This is a genomic window from Vibrio sp. M260118, assembly GCF_036533755.1.
Taxonomy (GTDB): Bacteria; Pseudomonadota; Gammaproteobacteria; order Enterobacterales; family Vibrionaceae; genus Vibrio.
On sequence record NZ_JATABG010000002.1, the window covers coordinates 1 to 17755 of the forward strand.

The window sequence follows — 17755 nt, forward strand, 5'->3', positions numbered from 1 at the left end:
GTGGATAACATGAAACAAAAACTAACCCCAACGCTACTTGCCGCAGTGGTAGCGAGTACTCTTGCGTCTCCAGTAATGGCTGACGTTATCATCTCTCAATATGTCGAAGGTGGCAGCAACAACAAAGCCATTGAGATTGCCAATACTGGCGACGCTTCTGTCTCGCTTGATGGTTATGAACTAGCAAAATCAACCAATGGTAATGGTGAGTGGGGCAGTAAGCTTTCGCTCAATGGTCAGGTTCTTGCGGCGAAGAGCGTATTAGTAGTTGCGCATACCAGCGCAAGTGATGGCATTAAAGCGGTGGCCGACATCCTAAATGGTTCAATTGCTAGCTTTAATGGCAATGACCCAATGGCACTGCTTAAAGATGGCAGTGTGCATGATCTGTTAGGTGATATGGGCGGCGCCGATTTCGCTAAAGATACCACGCTGGTACGTAACTCGGATGCGATGACGCCTTCTGCTACTCATGACGCTTCGCAGTGGTCTTTGATGCCAAAAGACAGTATCGAAGGTTTAGGTGCACTCGATGGTGGTACGGCCCCTGAACCATTTGCCTGTACTCAAGATGGCGCAACCCCTACATTTACTACTATCCAAGCGATTCAGGGTGAGGGTGATACTTCTCCATTTATCAATGGCTACCCATACATCACTGATGAAGACTTCTTCGTTAAAGGTGTCGTGAGTGCAGTCACCACTGGCCTAACTAAAGGCTTCTACCTACAAGCACTTACCGATGACTACAATCCGAAAACGTCAGAAGGTTTGTTTGTACACACTAACCAGTCTAGCTCTGAGCTAAAAGCCGGTGATGTGGTATGTGTTAAAGGTAAGGTTCAAGAGTTCTACAACCATACTCAGCTTAAAACAGAGAACAACAACTGGGTTAAGCAGGGTGAGCATGCAGCACCAAGTGCAACGGACATTGAAATCTTATCGACAGACAACAATTTTGACCGCACGTTAGAGCGTTACGAAGGCATGTTGGTGAGAACCACTGAAGCGCTGGATATGCGTGTGACTCGCACCTTTGGCTACGACTACGCAGCGCGTCGTAATAATATGGTATTGGCGCAAGGACGTATTAGCATGCAGCCAAACCAGAACTTTGCCGCTGGTTCTGAGCTTGCTAAGCAGCAAAGCATCGAGAATGCTGAGCGTCGCCTGTATGTTGAATCTGATGCCAAAGCACCAAATGGCGTTATCCCTTACTACCCTGAGTTTGGCCGTACCGATGCTGACCAAGATGGTTCAACAGAAGATTACATCCGTATCGACGATACTATCGTCGGTCTAGAGGGTGTGATTACTTATAGCTATGGTGACTACCGTTTAATCCCGACGAATACGCTAACTAGCGAAAGCTTCGTGCGTAACGACCCGCGCACGCAAGATATCGAGATGAAAGAGGGCGATCTGCGTATCGCGACTTTCAATGTATTGAACTACTTCAACTCTCCATTCGGTGGTGATGCTAATCCACATGGCAATAACCGCGGCGCTAATAACTATGAAGAGTTTGAGGTGCAGCAAGCGAAAATTGTTAATGCGATTCTACGCTTAGACGCTGACATCATCGGCCTGATGGAAATTGAGAACAACGGCTTTGGTGAAAGCGGTGCGATTCGTCAGCTTGTTGACCAGCTAAACGCGCGTATTGAAAGCAAGAAAGATCGTTATGACATCGTGTCTATCGATAGTAATGGCGACAAAGTGACTGACGAGAATGACTACATCGGTACTGACGTAATCACGACAGGTGTTATCTACCGTCCTAAGGTGGTTAAGCTGAAAGAGTCACGCGTTATTGCAATGCCAAGCCAAAAAGCACCAGAAGTACTCGATGACAATGGCAAAGTGATTGAAGACGGTAAGAACTATCAGCGCGATTCTCTAGCGCCAACCTTTAAGGTTAAAGGCACCAAAGAGAAGATCACCGTTGCAATTAACCACTTTAAGTCAAAAGGCTCTAAATGTTGGGAAGATGCGGCACCTGTAGAGCAAGGTGGTCAGGGCGGCCAGGACGTTGATAAGCAAGGCTCATGTGAAAACTTCCGCGTAGCAGCGGCAGTTGCACTGGGCGATGCGTTAAATGAGATTAAAGGTCACAAGGTCATCTTGGGTGATATGAACTCGTACGGCATGGAAGACCCAATGCTAGTGCTGACGGATTACAGCCAAGAGAAATATGGTAAGACAATCAAAGCAGCACGTAACACATACCTTGGTGATGAGGTTCAGTTCGGTGATGATGGTGCTGTGATTACTGACAATTACGGTTACATCAATGCGGTAGCGAAAGCGCATCCAAATAGCTGGAGCTACTCGTTCAACGATGAAGTGGGAGCACTTGACCACCTATTGATCAGCCCAAGCCTAGAGAAGCACTTTGTCGATGCTACTGACTGGCACATCAATGGCGGTGAGTCGACGTTGTTTGACTACAACGATGAGTACAAAGGTGATCTACCTAAGTACCAAGATCACTTCCGTTCGTCTGACCACGATCCAGCAGTATTAGAGCTCAACATGGCAGGCTCATTTGGCTTCGGCGCAATGATGTCACTGTTCGGTCTAGCACTATGGCGTCGTCGTAAGTAACGCGACTCTCACTATGCTGTAAACTCATAAGGTCGGTGCAAGCCGGCCTTATTTTTATCGTTTGCTCTTGCCTTTCTTGCCCGGTATTGCACAATACCGCCCCTAACTAAGAAATTAATCAACCCTAGTCTTCGAGCAATGCTGTTAATCATCGATAATTACGACTCTTTTACTTATAACTTGTACCAGTACTTCTGTGAGTTGGGTGCTGAGGTAAAGGTCGTGCGTAACGATGAAATAACGCTTGAAGAGATCGAAGCACTAAAACCCACTCACTTAGTTATCTCTCCCGGGCCTTGTACCCCAAACGAAGCAGGGATTTCTCTTAGTGTGATAGAACACTTTGCGGGAAAGCTGCCGATTCTTGGCGTCTGCTTAGGACACCAGGCGATTGCACAGGTGTTTGGCGGCGAGGTAGTGCGTGCACGTCAGGTGATGCATGGTAAAACCTCTTCGATTCGCCATAACGATCGCAGTGTGTTCGCTAAGCTCAATAATCCTCTGACGGTGACTCGCTACCATTCACTAGTCGTTAAGAATGGCACCCTACCAGATTGCTTTGAGCTCACCGCTTGGACTGAACGCGAAGATGGTTCGATGGACGAAATCATGGGCTATCAACATAAAACTCTACCGATTGATGCAGTGCAGTTTCATCCCGAGTCGATTAAAACAGAGCAAGGCCATCAGATCCTTGCTAACTTTTTGGCTCGCAAACCTCTTTAAAACACCTTAAGTCTGTTTCGCTAAATCCGGACTTAGATCACTATTTTTAACATTTCCTTCATAAATGACCGTGTGGATATTATTTGAAAAAGTATGCGCAGGGTTGGTCTTGCCTACGTTAAAAGCCTTATCCGAACTATGATTAACCGTAGCTTATTTCTGTTATTAGAAAATATTGCTTCATAAAAGTTGTGGTGTGATGCATAAATAATCATAGGTGATGACTATTAGACTCTTTGGTAGCGACTAAAAAGAATAAATCACTATTGAATTGGTTAATTAAATGTAAATACAATGCCGTGAATGCTTACTAGCAAAACAATATCTTATTTCATTGACTAGAAGTAAGGACACCATATTCGCTATGCATGCGGTATCGAGAGGGAATGTGCAATGACTGTAGAAAATAACGTAGAACGCAGCGTGTTTGATGAGGTAATGGTACCTTGTTATAACCCAATGGAAATGATTCCAGTAAAAGGGCAAGGCGCGCGTGTTTGGGATCAGCAAGGTAGTGAATACATCGACTTTGCTGGTGGTATCGCGGTTAGCTGTTTAGGTCATTGTCACCCAGCTATGGTCAACGCTCTAACTGAGCAGGGGCAAAAGATCTGGCACCTAAGTAATGTAATGACCAATGAACCAGCACTTCGTTTGGCTAAAAAGCTAACTGAAGTGAGTTTTGCCGAGAAGGTCTTCTTCGCCAATTCAGGTGCGGAGGCAAACGAAGCAGCACTGAAACTGGCGCGTCGTTACGCAGCTGATAAGTTTGGCCCTGAAAAATCTGAAATTATCGCATTTAAGCAAGGTTTCCACGGACGCACCTTCTTTACGGTTACGGTTGGTGGACAAGAAGCTTATTCAGATGGTTTTGGTCCTAAGCCTGGTGATGTGACTCACCTTCCATACAATGATGTTGAAGCTTTGCGCGAGCATATTTCAGATCGCACCTGTGCCATCATGATGGAGCCGCTACAAGGCGAGGGTGGCATCATCTCTCCAACCGATGAGTTTGTTCAAACGGTTCGTGAACTGTGTGACAAGCACAATGCACTGCTGATTTTCGATGAAGTACAGACGGGTAATGGCCGTACTGGTCACTTCTACGCATACCAAGGTCTGGGCATTACTCCCGACATTCTAAGTACCGCTAAATCTCTTGGTGGTGGTTTCCCTATCGGTGCAATGCTAACCACTACTGAGCTGTCTAAGCACCTAAAAGTGGGTACTCATGGCTCGACTTACGGCGGTAACCCACTCGCGTGTGCGGTGGCTGAAGCCGTAGTTGATGTTGTGAGTGCACCAGAAACATTGGCTGGCGTCGCAGAGCGCGAAGACCTATTCCGAGAAGGTTTAGCTAAACTTAATGATAAGTACAACATGTTCGCGGAAGTTCGCGGCAAAGGTCTTCTTCTTGGCGCGGCACTCAATGACGAGTGGCAAGGCCGCGCACGTGACGTACTAGTCGCAGCGGGTAAAGAAGGTCTAATGGTTCTAGTGGCAGGCACAAACGTGGTTCGTTTCACACCATCACTAGTGATCAGCACAGAAGAAATCAAAGAAGGACTGGCGCGACTAGATAAAGCTCTAGCGACGTTAGTTAAATAACTAAAACACATCGGGAGCCTATTGTTTAATAGGCCCCAAATACCAGTGCTATTGGTCATCTGTTCAGATAATTGCGCAGGAAAAATCGCTTAGAACAAGGCGTAGCTTGCAGCGAGCTAGCGGGCCTAACTTCAAAAGCTACAACGCCGTTATCAGCGATTTTAACCAGCAAGAATGAACTGATGATCGATCGCATTGGTATCCCGCATCAGGAGGGAAGTATCGATGCTGGTTGTTCGCCCTATCGCAATGTCGGATTACGACGCGCTGCATACATGCGCAGTGGAGTCGGGTCACGGATTCACATCTCTACCGGTTAATGAAGAACTGTTAACCAATCGCATTACTCATTCAGAATATAGTTTCGCTAAACCGGATGTTAATGAACCGGGAGACGAAGGCTACTTAATGGTTGGTTTTGATAGCGAGACTGGCGAAGTTGCTGGTTGTACCGGTATCGAAGCATCGATTGGTTGGGATGTGCCATTCTACTCTTACCACATCAGCACCATAGTCCATTCGTCGGCTAAGTTAGGTGTTAATAATGTGGTTAAGCTGCTGACCTTTGGTAATAACTACACGGGTTGTAGCGAAATCTGTACCTTGTTCTTACGTCCGTCTTTCCGCCAAGGTTTGAATGGTCGCTTGATGTCGAAATGTCGTTTCTTGATGATGGCGGAGCACCCAGAGCGTTTTTCTAAGACGGTTTTTGCAGAGATGCGTGGTGTTTCGGATGCCGAGGGTAACTCCCCGTTCTGGCAGTGGCTACAAGAACACTTCTTCTCGATTGACTTCACTATGGCGGATTACCTAACGGGAATCGGCAAGAAGGGCTTTATCGCCGACCTGATGCCTAAGTTGCCTATCTACATCAACCTATTGAGCAAAGAAGCGCAAGCGGTCATAGGCCAGGTACATGAAAACACTAAGCCAGCATTACGTCTGTTGGAAAAAGAAGGCTTCACTTGCCGTAACTACGTCGACATCTTCGATGGTGGCCCGACTGTAGAGTGTGATGTGCGCAATATCGAGTCAGTTCGCCACTCATTCAGAGCAAAAGTGACCATTGCCGACCACTCAAGCTCACAAGATTACTTGATTTCAAACACCTCATTTGAAGATTTTCGTGCGACAGCGACGAAGGCCGCTTATGACCAAGCTTCAGAAACTGTGATTTTGCCGCCTGAAGCTGCGAATGCGCTAAAAGTAAATGAAGGCGAATTCGTTCGCATGTTGGCTCAGTAGAGCTTTGTATTAGAAGGAATTAGCTATGACACATTGGATTGCTGGTGAATGGGTCGCAGGTCAAGGTGAGTCGATGAACTCGCAAAGCCCATACAACAATGAAGTTATCTGGCAAGGCGACAGCGCAACACCGCAGCAAGTTGAGCAAGCGGTATCAGCAGCGCGTAGTGCATTTGTCGGCTGGAAGAAGATGAGCTTTGCTGAGCGTGAAGCGATTGTCCTCGCTTTTGCTGAAAAGGTAAAAGAAAACAGCGAGCAAATCGCAGAGATCATCGCTAAAGAGACAGGCAAGCCAATTTGGGAAACGCGTACGGAAGCGGCAGCAATGGCAGGTAAAATAGCGATATCAATCCGTGCTTACCACGACCGTACTGGAGAAGCGCAGCGTGAAGCGGCTGGAAACCAAATTGTACTGCGTCATCGCCCGTTAGGTGTAATGGCGGTGTTTGGCCCATATAACTTCCCCGGGCATCTACCAAACGGCCATATTGTTCCTGCGCTACTTGCGGGTAACACGGTTGTGTTTAAGCCTTCAGAGCAAACACCATTGACCGGTGAGTTTGCGATGAAACTGTGGGATCAAGTTGGTTTACCAAAAGGGGTGATTAACTTAGTTCAGGGCGCTAAGGAAACAGGCATTGCGCTGGCAGATTCGAAAGGCTTAGATGGCGTGCTATTCACGGGCAGTGCGAACACAGGTCATATTCTGCATAAGCAGTTTGCTGGTCAACCGGGCAAAATGCTCGCGTTAGAGATGGGTGGTAACAACCCAATGGTGATCTCGGAAAACTATGGCGAAGTTGACGCCACTGTTTATACCATCATCCAATCTGCGTTTATCAGTGCCGGTCAACGCTGTACTTGTGCACGTCGTTTGTATGTTCCTGTCGGTGACAAAGGTGACTTACTGGTGAACAAGCTTGTTGAAGCGACTAATAAGATTCGTGTTGATCAGCCATTTGCTGAGCCGGCGCCATTTATGGGCCCTCAGATCTCTAAAGCAGCCGCTGATTTTATCCTTGCAGCACAAGCGAATCTGCAACAGCTAGGTGGTGAGAGTTTAGTTGAAGCTAAAGCAGGGGAGGCGGCATTTGTCACTCCAGGCATTATAGATGTTACTGCAATTGCTGAGCTGCCAGATGAAGAGTACTTCGGCCCACTACTGCAAGTGGTTCGTTATCAAGGTTTAGAGAAAGCGGTAGAGCTAGCGAACGATACTCGTTTTGGTCTATCGGCTGGCTTAGTTTCTACTGATGACAGTGAGTGGGAATACTTTGTTGATCATATTCGTGCAGGTATCGTAAATCGCAATCGCCAATTAACAGGTGCGAGCGGTGATGCGCCATTCGGAGGACCAGGTGCATCAGGCAACTTACGCCCTAGCGCTTACTATGCAGCAGATTACTGTGCTTACCCTATGGCTTCGATGGAAGGGGGAGAGACCGTTCTTCCAGCAACCTTAAGCCCAGGAATAGAGATATAATTATAAGTAGATTTTAGGGTTTTCCCTTCTTGCCTCCCAGTGGAGGAGGCTTTAAACGTCACAGGTTGAAGGCTATCTACTCGATGTTTAAAAGCGTCAGGTTAGGTAGCCTCTCTTATAACAATAACAACAGAACTCACAACGTAAACAACCCCTACAAGGAGGCGTTATGACGCCAGATGTTCTATTCCAACAGTTATGGAATGACTATATTCATCGCTTATGTCCCTCTGCAGAAAAAGTGCATCAACTGCTGCAAGAAGATGAGGCGCTGATCAACGACCATATCGCTCTGCGTACTTTCAATGTTGAGCCTCTAGGCATTGCGACTTTAGCGCAACCCTTTTTAGATGTTGGTTACAAGCCATGTGGTGACTATCTGTTTGAGAGTAAGAACCTAGTGGCAAAACACTATGAGCATCCAGACCCTAAACAGCCGAAAGTATTCATCAGTGAACTCAAAGTTGAAGAGTGTTCAGAGCGCCTTCAAGCCATCGTTGCTAAGCTTGTCGAGCAATTGGACACCAGTAGGCTAAAAGGTCATGAGTTCTTGTATGGCGGGCGTTTGTGGCAGCTAAGCTATGCTGATTTCCAGTCGTTAGCTAAAGAGAGCGAGTATGCCTCTTGGCTTGCTGCTCATGGTTATGGAGCGAATCACTTTACGGTTAGCGTTAACCAATTAAATGCCTTCGATGAAGTGAAAGGAGTGAATGACCACTTGCGTCAATCGGGCTTTACCATCAATGAGTTTGGTGGCGAAGTGAAAGGCTCTCCAGAGGTACTGTTAGAGCAATCTTCGACAATGGCGGATAAAGTTTCAGTAGACTTCATAGAGGGTACCCAGACTATTCCTGGCGGCTTCTACGAGTTTGCTAAGCGCTACCCAATGAGTAACGGCGAGCTCTACCCTGGCTTTGTTGCTGCTTCGGCGGATAAGATCTTTGAGAGTACTAACGGCTAATAGTTCCTAGTTTCTAGTTCCTAGATATTGAGTAATCCAATCGCTAAAACAACAAAAAGCCACCCGACTTACATTGGGTGGCTTTTAAATCATATTCGTAGTGTTTTTTACTCTAGCAACTAGGCACTAAACACTAGTCACTGATATTTAACGCGTGCCGTATACTACGATTGTTTTACCGTGTGCAGAAATCAGGTTCTGCTCTTCTAGCATTTTCAAGATACGACCCACTGTTTCACGAGAACAGCCAACGATTTGACCGATTTCTTGACGAGTAATCTTGATCTGCATGCCATCTGGGTGAGTCATCGCGTCAGGTTGCTTCGCCAGGTTCAGTAGCGTTTGAGCAATACGACCAGTCACGTCTAGGAATGCAAGGTCACCTACCTTTTGGCTAGTCACTTGTAGGCGACTTGCCATTTGCGCAGACAGACGCATTAGGATGTCTGGGTTTACTTGAATTAGCTGACGGAATTTCTTGAATGAGATCTCTGCTACTTCACAAGGAGATTTAGCACGAACCCATGCTGTACGTTCTTGGTCTTCTTCGAATAGACCAAGCTCACCAATAAAGTCACCTTGGTTTAGGTAAGAAAGAATCATCTCCTTACCTTCTTCATCTTTGATAAGAACCGCAACAGAGCCTTTAACGATGTAGTACAACGTTTCAGCTTTTTCGCCCGCGTGAATCAGCGTGCTTTTTGAAGGGTACTTATGAATATGACAGTGTGAAAGAAACCATTCTAATGTAGGGTCGGTTTGAGGTTTACCTAGAACCATAATATCTCACTTCCTCTGCAGGGTACGCTTGTCACTTTCCATGTTTTGCCAAGCAATAAACAAGGCTTACTAGGATAAGAGCACTTTACAAATGCTGCAAGCCAACTTGTGTTTCGGTAAGAAATAGTATCCTTTTTCGGAAACGATTTCTTGATTTTAATCGGGTCGGAGCCGGGTTTTACTACGCAAAACTGTGCACATGATCACGGTATGAAAAGTAATCGTGTTTTAACTACGAGTGCTAGCCGATCTTTCCTGTTTCGATGAGTTGTTGAAGGATAGGTCGGACGATTAATTCCATCGCAAAACTCATCTTTCCTCCCGGCACAACTATGGTGTTATGGCGTGACATAAACGAGCCATCTATCATCGCGAGCAGGTACGGGTAATCGACATTCTTAATGCCTCTTAGACGAATGACGACAAAGCTCTCATCTAAGCTCGGGATGCCTTTGGCATTAAGCGGGTTGGAGGTATCCACTGTCGGGACACGCTGAAAGTTGATATGGGTGCGCGAAAACTGTGGCGTAATGTAGTTAAGGTAGTCATCCATCGAGCGGACAATGGAGTCCATGACGGCCTCACGGGAATGACCTCGGTCTCGGGTATCGCGAACAAACTTTTGAATCCACTCTAAGTTGACGATAGGAACCATGCCAATCAGAAAGTCGACATGCTGTGATACGTTGACATCACCATCAACCACACCACCATGCAGTCCTTCATAAAAAAGTACATCTGAGTTTTCTGGTAGATCTTGCCATGGCGTGAAGGTGCCCGGCATTTGGTTATATGGGACCGCCTCATCAAAGGTGTGTAGGTAGCGGCGGATCTGCCCGATACCTTCCTGACCATACTTACGGAAGAACTCTTCTAAACCGTTAAAATCATTCGCCTGGGGACCAAAATAGCTGATATGGCGGCCTTGTTCGCGAGCTTTACGGATTTCCACATCCATTTCAGGGCGAGTGAAACGGTGAAAGCTGTCCCCCTCAACCCAAGCGGGTTTGACGTTCATCATGTTGAACATCTTACGGAACGCTTCTGATGTGGTTGTAGTTCCGGCACCGGAAGAACCAGTGACCGCAATAATAGGGTGTTTTGCTGACATGACAAACCTTGTCTGTGTGATTTATTCCTTTAAACGAAAGCCACTATAGCACGCTTTGGTTACCTAACACTGTATGCAGTTCTATATCCATAAGCGAAGTCTAGTTTTGACCGAAGTACGTTGAGCGGTTAGAACTTTTGCTTGAGCTGGATGTCGACGGTTTCGTGCAGTTCGGAAAACACCACTACGGCTTCACCTGATTCGAGTTGTGCGCGGATTTGGTCGACTTTATCTTGCAAAGATACTTCGACGGCTCCGTAATCAGTCCCTTCACGTAGAACAAATTCGCGAATTAGATTGTCTAGGGTGTCTGGCTCAATTTGTTGCCATGGAACGATCATAAATACCTCTTCATTTTACGATGCAGACGTGAATAGTTAGGCCGAAGTTGCCAAGCTTTGATAGTAAGCAGGCAGTGACTCTTCGAGCCAGAACCTTGGTTTAAGTGCACTGCCAGTAACGAAGCCAACGTGACCTCCTTGCTCAAACAACCGGTAGTCAATGTTGTCGGGCAAGACATATTTTGGAATCACTGCCTCGGTCATAAATGGGTCATCTTTAGCATGAATGATCTGCGTGGGTAGCGAGATCTCTTTAAGGCGATGGATCCCAGAGCAGCGTTGATAGTAGTCGTCTGCGTCTTTAAATCCGTGCAGTGGGGCAGTAATCAGATCGTCAAACTCATACAATTTGGTGACTCGCTTAATATTCTGGTAGCTCAGGCCTAGCTCTCCCTTTAGAAGGTGGTGTTTTTGCAGCGCGGTCTTTTTCAGTGAAGAGAGCAGGTAGTTCTTATATAGCTTAGAGAAGCCTTGCTCGATACGTTGCGAACACGCAGAGAGATCGAGCGGCGCGGAAACTACGGTCGCGGCTTCAAGCAGCGGCTCTTGTTGATATTGGGCTAAATAGTTGGCCAGCATGTTGCCACCGAGTGAAATACCTACTGCGACCTTGGCCTGTTGCGGGAATTGAGAATTAAGCTGTTCTAGGAAGAAACGTGCATCTTCGACTTCACCGGAATGATACGCACGCGCCAACTTATTCGGTTTACCACTACAGCCGCGAAAATGCATCATTACAGACAGCCAACCTTGCTTGGCAAAGGCATTCATCAACCCATTAGCGTAGGGGCTGTAAAAACAACCTTCTAGGCCATGAAATAGAACAAAGATAGGTTTGCTTTGAGCTGATTTATCTTCAGGGTTTTGACTCCAAGCTATATCAAGAAAATCACCGTCAGGCGTATTCAGCGTTTGCCAAACTGGCTCAAACAACGCCTTTTTGCGAATAAAGCGCGGAGCTAAGGTTTGTAAGTGCGGGTTAGCGAGTCCTTTAGCGGCAACAAAATGAGTCATAACGATCCTGAGTTGTGACGGGATTATAGGTTGGCAATATCTTTGATAGGTTCAGCGAAAACAGCATAAAGCTGCTCGCCACCTAGCTGACGACAGTAACGCAAGGTGAGAGGTTCAGCGTGGTTTACCTCTAGTTCAATATTGTTGATGCAATCAACAAGATCAGACTGCTGCTGCTTCTCGAGTTGCAGCTCAAATTGGAGTGACTCGCGATAGAGGGTATCAGGCAGGTTATTCTTAAACTTGCGCCTTAGCTCTCGGTAGCTATGGAGTAATGCTTCTGAGCGACCAAGACACTCTTCTACCTTATGCCAGTCTTGCTCTTGAAAACTCACCTGCTGCTCATCAAGCCATTTGAGCAGCAGCAGTAGGTTTACGTTACCTTTGAAATGGTTTTGTAAATGTAGACACGCCTCTTTGACTTCTCGCACACTGTAGTACTGCAAGCTAAATTGCCATAAGCGCTCTAGTGTTAAAGAAATAGTGACGTGCTTTGAACTCATTGGCTGTTGAACTCCTGTTCCATACTCTCTAGCTCTTCCTGTAGAGCCATCCATTCCATTTCCACATCTTCAAGCTCACTTTTACTGTTGGCCTGAATCGCTAGCACTTCGTTAAGTTTAGCTTTATTTTCGGCTTCATAAAGTGAGTTGTCTGATAATTGAGCTTCTGCTTCCGCAAGCTTAGCGCCCAACTTATCCATTTTCTCTTCAAGTTTTGTCAGGTTCTTGCGAATTGGTGCGGTTAGTTTACGGAACTCCGCTTCACGACGCTTCTGCTCTTTTTTCGCCGCAGCACTGTTTTCGGTGCTTTTCTCCGGTTGTTGAGCTTGCGCCTCTTTTCGCTCGGCCTTTTGTTGTTCGGTCAGCCACTTGTAGTAATCATTTAAGTCACCATCAAATGGCGCCACTTGGCGATCGTGAACCAGGTATAAGTCATCCGTGGTGGCACGCAGTAAGTAGCGGTCGTGGGAAACAATCACCATTGCACCTTCGAAGGTTTGCAGTGCCATGGTCAGCGCTTGACGCATATCCAGGTCAAGGTGGTTGGTTGGTTCGTCGAGTAGTAGCAGGTTAGGCTTTTGCCATACGACCAAAGCCAAGACTAAACGCGCTTTCTCACCCCCCGAAAACGGTGCGACTTTTTCTAGTGCTTTGTCTCCTTGGAAGCCAAAACTACCTAGATAGTTACGCAGCTCAAGTTCATTCTTGTCTGGCGCTATCTGCATCATGTGCTGTAGTGGCGTCTCTTCTGGGTGCAGTGTTTCTAATTGGTGCTGAGCAAAGTAACCAATTTTAACGCCTTGCGAATAGGTTAGGTCACCACCTTGAGGGTTTAGCTCACGAGACAACAGCTTGATAAGGGTTGACTTACCTGCGCCATTGCGCCCAAGCAGACCGATACGGCTGCCCGGTACTAGGTTTAGGCGGATCTTTTCCAGAATGAGGTTGTCACCGTATCCTGCTGATACCTCATCCATCATGATGATCGGGTTTGGCAAAGCATCCGGTTTTCTAAACTGGAAGCTAAATGGGTTATCAAGCTGGGCAGGAAGAACTCGCTCCATACGCTCTAGGGCTTTAATCCGACTCTGCGCTTGGCGAGCTTTTGAAGCTTTATAGCGGAAGCGGTCGATATAGCTTTGCATATGTGACATTTGCTTCTGCTGTTTCTCATATTGAGCTTGTTGCAGAATTAGCTTTTGTGCGCGCTGTTCTTCAAACGACGAGTAGTTACCGGTGTACTCATTGAGCTGTTGATTCTCTACATGAATCACACGACTCACAATTGGGTCAAGAAAATCTCGGTCGTGCGAGATAAGCACTAGTGTGCCCGGGTAGTTTTGTAACCAACGTTCTAGCCACATTACCGCATCTAGGTCCAAGTGGTTGGTTGGCTCATCGAGTAGCAAAAGATCAGAGCGGCAAAGCAGGGCCTGAGCAAGGTTAAGGCGCATACGCCAACCCCCAGAGAACTGAGTTAGATTCCAACTCATCTGTTCTTGGCTAAAACCTAAGCCATCAAGCAGCTCAGCTGCGCGAGCGCGAATGCTGTAACCACCGATAGTTTCGATCTTACCGTGGATTTCTGCGACTAAGGTGCCGTTATCTTGCTGTTCGGCGGTCGCTAAATCTGCTTCTAAACCACGATATTCGCGGTCACCATCAATGACGTACTCGATAGCACTTCTCTCTAGTGCCGGAGTTTCTTGTGCGACCCAAGCCAACTCCCAATGAGCAGGCTTACTAAAGTTACCCGCATCAATAGAGAGTTCGTCCTTAATTAAGGCGAAGAGAGTGGATTTTCCGCAGCCGTTTTTACCAACAAGGCCGACTTTGTCGCCCGGGTGGATGGTTGCAGAGGCTTGTTCTAGCAGTGGTTTTCCACCGCGAAGAAGCTGAATGCCAGAGAAGGTAATCATAATCTTTTGCTTTGTCTTTGCTCGTATTGCGACGAATAGTAGGGTACTTAACGGGTTATGTCGATCATTGCGTTATTGCCACTAACAACGTATAACAAACTGATAACCATAAACGACATTAAAAACCGAATAATTACAAAAGGATTGTTGGTCAAGGAATGCAAACTTTACCTTTGAGTAAACCTAAGGTGTTGGTGTTGTACGCCCACCCTGAGTCACAGAGCTCTGTGGCGAATCAAATGATGATCAAGAAAATCGAGTCGCTTGATCACGTCACGGTGCATGATCTCTACGCTCACTATCCTGATTTCTTTATTGATGTTGCTGTCGAGCAAGCTCTGCTTGAAGCTCATGATGTGATCGTATTTCATCACCCTCTTTATATGTACTCTTGTCCTGCACTGCTGAAAGAGTGGTTTGATCGCGTGTTAGGCAAAGGCTTTGCCTATGGAAAAGGTGAAGCACTGAAAGGGAAATACTGGCGTAGCGTCATCACTACTGGAGGTAAAAAGGAAGCGTTTGGTCGCACTGGCTACAACCGTTATCCGTTGGATGAGATCTTACAACCGTTTGAATTGACTGCTGCACTGTGTCAGATGGAGTGGATTGAGCCTCTGGTACTCTACTGGGCGCGTAACGTGAGTGAGATGGAGCGCTATCAACATGCTGAAGCTTATCGTCAATGGCTGAATGATCCTTTGCTTACCTATACTGAACAGGTAGTAGGGGGTAGTAATGGCATTTGAAAGTGATTTTCTTAACAGCAGTGTGATCTTTTTAACCGCGGCCGTTGTTGCTGTGCCATTAGCTCAGCGCTTGGGGCTTGGGTCGGTGCTCGGATACTTGCTTGCGGGTGTGGCGATTGGTCCTTGGGGCCTGGGTTTAATCCGCGATGTCGAAGCGATCCTTCACTTTGCTGAATTTGGCGTGGTGCTGCTGCTATTTTTGATTGGCTTAGAGCTAAATCCGAAGAAGTTATTGCAGATGAAAGGGCCGATACTCGGACTCGGTGGCGCTCAAGTGATTATTACTACCTTGGTCTTGGCGAGTATAGCCTCTGTTTTTGGGGCGACATGGCAAACCAGTTTAGTGATTGGTATGGGCTTAGCCCTCTCATCTACAGCCATTGCTCTACGCGTGATTGAAGAGCAGGGGCTCGCAGGCGGTGAAACCGGGCAATCGGGTTTTGCAGTTCTGCTATTTCAAGATATCGCTGTTATTCCCATGTTAGCTATTCTTCCGATACTGGCGGGGAACACGGCAGGTAATTGGTTCGATGCGCTATGGATGTTAGCTGGCGTCGCTGGGCTGCTAGTCGGCGGTCACTTTTTATTAAGGCCACTGTTTCGCTACGTAGTACTAAGTGGTGTTCGAGAGCTATTTACTGTTGCGGCGCTGCTACTTGTTATTGGTATTGCGCTGTTAATGAAGCAGCTTGGGTTGTCTATGGCGCTAGGTACTTTCCTCGCTGGAGTAATATTAGCTGAGAGTGAATATCGTCATGAACTAGAGATCGCCATCGAGCCATTTAAAGGGTTGCTATTAGGGCTATTCTTTATTGCAGTAGGGATGGCGGTTAACCTTGGTTTGCTTGCTTTGCAGCCGTTAGTGGTGCTGTCCGCTGTGGTTGGTTTGGTGGTGATAAAAGGGCTGATTCTTTATTTCCTAGCCCGACTTGCAGGTAGCCGAGCCAAATCACGTAGCAAAATGGCGGCGATTTTAAGCCAAGGTGGTGAGTTTGCTTTCGTTATCTTTACTGCCGCAAGCAGTGAGGGGCTGATCAATCAGGATCAAACCGCCTTCCTTTTGGTGGTGGTTAGCTTGTCGATGGTGACGACGCCTTTGCTGCTGATGGCGCAGAACAAATGGTATGCGCGCGGACTAAACAGTGAATCGGTTGACGCGTTGAAAAGTGATGTTGTTAATAAGCAGCCACGAGTCATCATCGCGGGCTTTGGTCGTTTTGGTCAGATCATTGGTCGCTTAATGTATGCGAATAAAATTAAAGTCACCGTACTTGAAAGCGATGCTAGTCAGATCAAATTGCTGCGTAAGTATGGCTACAAGGTTTTCTATGGTGATGCAACTCAGCTCGATCTGCTTAGAGCCGCAGGCGCCGATAAAGCTGAAGCTATGATTATCTGTACCGACTCACCAGATGAGATTATGAAAATTATCGAGCTGTGTCAGACTCACTTCCCTGACCTTAAACTGCTTGCTCGAGCAAGAAGTCGCGTAGAGGCTTACCAACTGCTGAGTCATGGTGTCGATAACTACTCACGAGAAACTTTCTTAGGGGCGCTCGATCTTGGCCGCCAAGCTCTAGTTAATTTGGGCATGCACCCATATCAAGCAAAGCGCGCTGAGGCGCATTTTAGAAAGCTCGATAATGCTATGCTCAAAGAGTTGCTCCCTCAGCACAATGATGACAAGCAATTGGCCCAAAGAGCCAAAGAGGCCCGTAAAGAACTGGAAGAGATTTTTGGTCGAGAGCTAGAGAGCGATCAGCAAGCCAAAAACTTCTGGGAATAATCTAGGTCAGTAGACCCCAATAACTGAGTTGTATAATGAAAAAGAGATTTATCGCAGGAGCCAGTTGCCCTAAGTGTTCCGCTCAAGACACTTTGCGCTGGTGGATAGAAAACAATATAGAGTTGGTTGAATGTGTTGAGTGTGGACATCAAGATCAGCGAACGCCGCAATCTGTAGATACCAGTGAACACAACGGTCAAGAAATGATCGGTATTTTTAGGCCAGATTGATTGTGTTTCTTTAAATGATCCCCATAATACCCCGGTAGAAAGTTTATAGATCTTAGTTTGGGCTAAGATCCTTTATCCTCCTTGGAGCCAATATGAAAATTGAAAAGAACGTAGTTGTAAGTCTTGCTTACCAAGTGAAGTTAGAAGATGGCGCTGTTGTAGACCAATCAACAGCTGAAGCGCCTCTGGATTACCTACATGGGAACAACAATCTAATCACTGGTCTTGAAACAGCGTTAGAAGGCAAAGAAGCAGGTGCTAAGTTCTCTGTGACAGTTTCTCCTGAGGAAGCGTACGGCGAGCACAGCGATGCTCTTGTTCAGCGCGTTCCAGCAGACGTGTTCCAAGGTGTTGATGAGATCGTTGTTGGTATGCGCTTTCTAGCGGATACTGACCAAGGTCCAATCCCTGTAGAAGTAACCGAAGTTGATGGTGATGAAGTGGTTGTTGATGGTAACCACATGCTTGCTGGTCAAACTCTAACTTTCGATGTTGAAGTTGTAGCGGTACGTGAAGCAACAGCAGAAGAAGTTGAGCATGGCCATGTCCACCAAGCTGGTGGCTGTGGTCACGACCACGATCATGAAGGTGGCTGTTGTGGTGGCGAAGGTCACGGTGAAGAGAAGAAAGAGGGCTGCTGCGGTGGCGGTGGTTGCGGTTCGCACTAATTTGCTTACCAACTAGATTTTGAAGGG

The 17755-nt window shown here is 46.8% G+C and carries 16 protein-coding genes; 10 read left to right on the forward strand and 6 right to left on the reverse strand.

Features of this window, described 5'->3' with window-relative positions; genetic code table 11:
- The first annotated feature begins 9 nt into the window (after positions 1 to 9).
- The 6 genes from QTO00_RS00230 (at position 10) to QTO00_RS00255 (ending at position 8630) form a co-directional block, all read left to right on the forward strand.
- The gene (locus tag QTO00_RS00230) at positions 10 to 2607 is read left to right on the forward strand and encodes an ExeM/NucH family extracellular endonuclease (protein WP_331422262.1); all 2598 of its coding nucleotides are present in this window, start codon (positions 10 to 12) and stop codon (positions 2605 to 2607) included.
- Between the two features lie 138 nt (positions 2608 to 2745).
- A complete protein-coding gene (locus QTO00_RS00235; protein ID WP_331422220.1) occupies positions 2746 to 3333 on the forward strand; it encodes an aminodeoxychorismate/anthranilate synthase component II in 588 nt (195 codons plus the stop codon).
- 393 nt (positions 3334 to 3726) lie between these two features.
- Entirely contained in the window at positions 3727 to 4941 is a 1215-nt protein-coding gene (locus QTO00_RS00240; protein ID WP_331422222.1) for an aspartate aminotransferase family protein, read from the forward strand.
- Between the two features lie 225 nt (positions 4942 to 5166).
- Entirely contained in the window at positions 5167 to 6186 is a 1020-nt protein-coding gene (gene astA / locus QTO00_RS00245) for an arginine N-succinyltransferase (RefSeq protein WP_331422224.1), read from the forward strand.
- Positions 6187 to 6211: 25 nt separating this feature from the next.
- Entirely contained in the window at positions 6212 to 7669 is a 1458-nt protein-coding gene (gene astD, locus QTO00_RS00250; protein ID WP_331422226.1) for a succinylglutamate-semialdehyde dehydrogenase, read from the forward strand.
- A 169-nt stretch (positions 7670 to 7838) separates the two neighbouring features.
- The gene (locus QTO00_RS00255) at positions 7839 to 8630 is read left to right on the forward strand and encodes a DUF1338 domain-containing protein (RefSeq protein WP_331422228.1); all 792 of its coding nucleotides are present in this window, start codon (positions 7839 to 7841) and stop codon (positions 8628 to 8630) included.
- Positions 8631 to 8777: 147 nt separating this feature from the next.
- On the opposite strand, the gene crp is transcribed toward QTO00_RS00255, so the two are convergent.
- The 6 genes from crp to QTO00_RS00285 all read right to left on the reverse strand — a co-directional run bounded on the left by crp (position 8778) and on the right by QTO00_RS00285 (position 14298).
- Complete coding sequence (gene crp / locus QTO00_RS00260; protein WP_004410522.1) at positions 8778 to 9410, reverse strand: cAMP-activated global transcriptional regulator CRP; 633 nt, start codon at positions 9408 to 9410, stop codon at positions 8778 to 8780.
- A 241-nt stretch (positions 9411 to 9651) separates the two neighbouring features.
- Complete coding sequence (locus QTO00_RS00265) at positions 9652 to 10521, reverse strand: phosphoribulokinase (protein ID WP_038209059.1); 870 nt, start codon at positions 10519 to 10521, stop codon at positions 9652 to 9654.
- A 128-nt stretch (positions 10522 to 10649) separates the two neighbouring features.
- A complete protein-coding gene (locus QTO00_RS00270; protein WP_331422233.1) occupies positions 10650 to 10862 on the reverse strand; it encodes a YheU family protein in 213 nt (70 codons plus the stop codon).
- 36 nt (positions 10863 to 10898) lie between these two features.
- The gene (locus QTO00_RS00275) at positions 10899 to 11876 is read right to left on the reverse strand and encodes a hydrolase (protein WP_331422235.1); all 978 of its coding nucleotides are present in this window, start codon (positions 11874 to 11876) and stop codon (positions 10899 to 10901) included.
- A 23-nt stretch (positions 11877 to 11899) separates the two neighbouring features.
- Positions 11900 to 12379 (reverse strand): TIGR02444 family protein, encoded by a 480-nt coding sequence (locus tag QTO00_RS00280; RefSeq protein WP_038209064.1) that lies wholly within the window; start codon positions 12377 to 12379, stop codon positions 11900 to 11902.
- Entirely contained in the window at positions 12376 to 14298 is a 1923-nt protein-coding gene (locus QTO00_RS00285; RefSeq protein ID WP_331422238.1) for an ABC transporter ATP-binding protein, read from the reverse strand. The genes QTO00_RS00280 and QTO00_RS00285 overlap by 4 nt, the downstream gene beginning before the upstream one ends.
- A gap of 158 nt (positions 14299 to 14456) precedes the next feature.
- Between QTO00_RS00285 and kefG the strand changes: the two genes are divergently transcribed.
- The 4 genes from kefG to slyD all read left to right on the forward strand — a co-directional run bounded on the left by kefG (position 14457) and on the right by slyD (position 17728).
- Entirely contained in the window at positions 14457 to 15044 is a 588-nt protein-coding gene (gene kefG / locus QTO00_RS00290) for a glutathione-regulated potassium-efflux system ancillary protein KefG (RefSeq protein ID WP_331422240.1), read from the forward strand.
- Positions 15034 to 16830 (forward strand): glutathione-regulated potassium-efflux system protein KefB, encoded by a 1797-nt coding sequence (kefB, locus tag QTO00_RS00295; RefSeq protein ID WP_331422242.1) that lies wholly within the window; start codon positions 15034 to 15036, stop codon positions 16828 to 16830. The genes kefG and kefB overlap by 11 nt, the downstream gene beginning before the upstream one ends.
- A gap of 35 nt (positions 16831 to 16865) precedes the next feature.
- Entirely contained in the window at positions 16866 to 17060 is a 195-nt protein-coding gene (locus tag QTO00_RS00300) for a YheV family putative zinc ribbon protein (RefSeq protein ID WP_038209073.1), read from the forward strand.
- Positions 17061 to 17152: 92 nt separating this feature from the next.
- Positions 17153 to 17728, forward strand: a complete 576-nt coding sequence (slyD, locus tag QTO00_RS00305) for a peptidylprolyl isomerase (RefSeq protein ID WP_038209074.1) — start codon at positions 17153 to 17155, stop codon at positions 17726 to 17728.
- Positions 17729 to 17755: the final 27 nt, after the last annotated feature.

Coding starts and splice junctions, on each gene's coding strand:
- QTO00_RS00230 (WP_331422262.1), top strand. CDS start 10: ATGAAACAAAAACTAACCCCAACGCTACTTGCCGCAGTGGTAGCGAGT.
- QTO00_RS00235 (WP_331422220.1), top strand. CDS start 2,746: ATGCTGTTAATCATCGATAATTACGACTCTTTTACTTATAACTTGTAC.
- QTO00_RS00240 (WP_331422222.1), top strand. CDS start 3,727: ATGACTGTAGAAAATAACGTAGAACGCAGCGTGTTTGATGAGGTAATG.
- astA (WP_331422224.1), top strand. CDS start 5,167: ATGCTGGTTGTTCGCCCTATCGCAATGTCGGATTACGACGCGCTGCAT.
- astD (WP_331422226.1), top strand. CDS start 6,212: ATGACACATTGGATTGCTGGTGAATGGGTCGCAGGTCAAGGTGAGTCG.
- QTO00_RS00255 (WP_331422228.1), top strand. CDS start 7,839: ATGACGCCAGATGTTCTATTCCAACAGTTATGGAATGACTATATTCAT.
- crp (WP_004410522.1), bottom strand. CDS start 9,410: ATGGTTCTAGGTAAACCTCAAACCGACCCTACATTAGAATGGTTTCTT.
- QTO00_RS00265 (WP_038209059.1), bottom strand. CDS start 10,521: ATGTCAGCAAAACACCCTATTATTGCGGTCACTGGTTCTTCCGGTGCC.
- QTO00_RS00270 (WP_331422233.1), bottom strand. CDS start 10,862: ATGATCGTTCCATGGCAACAAATTGAGCCAGACACCCTAGACAATCTA.
- QTO00_RS00275 (WP_331422235.1), bottom strand. CDS start 11,876: ATGACTCATTTTGTTGCCGCTAAAGGACTCGCTAACCCGCACTTACAA.
- QTO00_RS00280 (WP_038209064.1), bottom strand. CDS start 12,379: ATGAGTTCAAAGCACGTCACTATTTCTTTAACACTAGAGCGCTTATGG.
- QTO00_RS00285 (WP_331422238.1), bottom strand. CDS start 14,298: ATGATTACCTTCTCTGGCATTCAGCTTCTTCGCGGTGGAAAACCACTG.
- kefG (WP_331422240.1), top strand. CDS start 14,457: ATGCAAACTTTACCTTTGAGTAAACCTAAGGTGTTGGTGTTGTACGCC.
- kefB (WP_331422242.1), top strand. CDS start 15,034: ATGGCATTTGAAAGTGATTTTCTTAACAGCAGTGTGATCTTTTTAACC.
- QTO00_RS00300 (WP_038209073.1), top strand. CDS start 16,866: ATGAAAAAGAGATTTATCGCAGGAGCCAGTTGCCCTAAGTGTTCCGCT.
- slyD (WP_038209074.1), top strand. CDS start 17,153: ATGAAAATTGAAAAGAACGTAGTTGTAAGTCTTGCTTACCAAGTGAAG.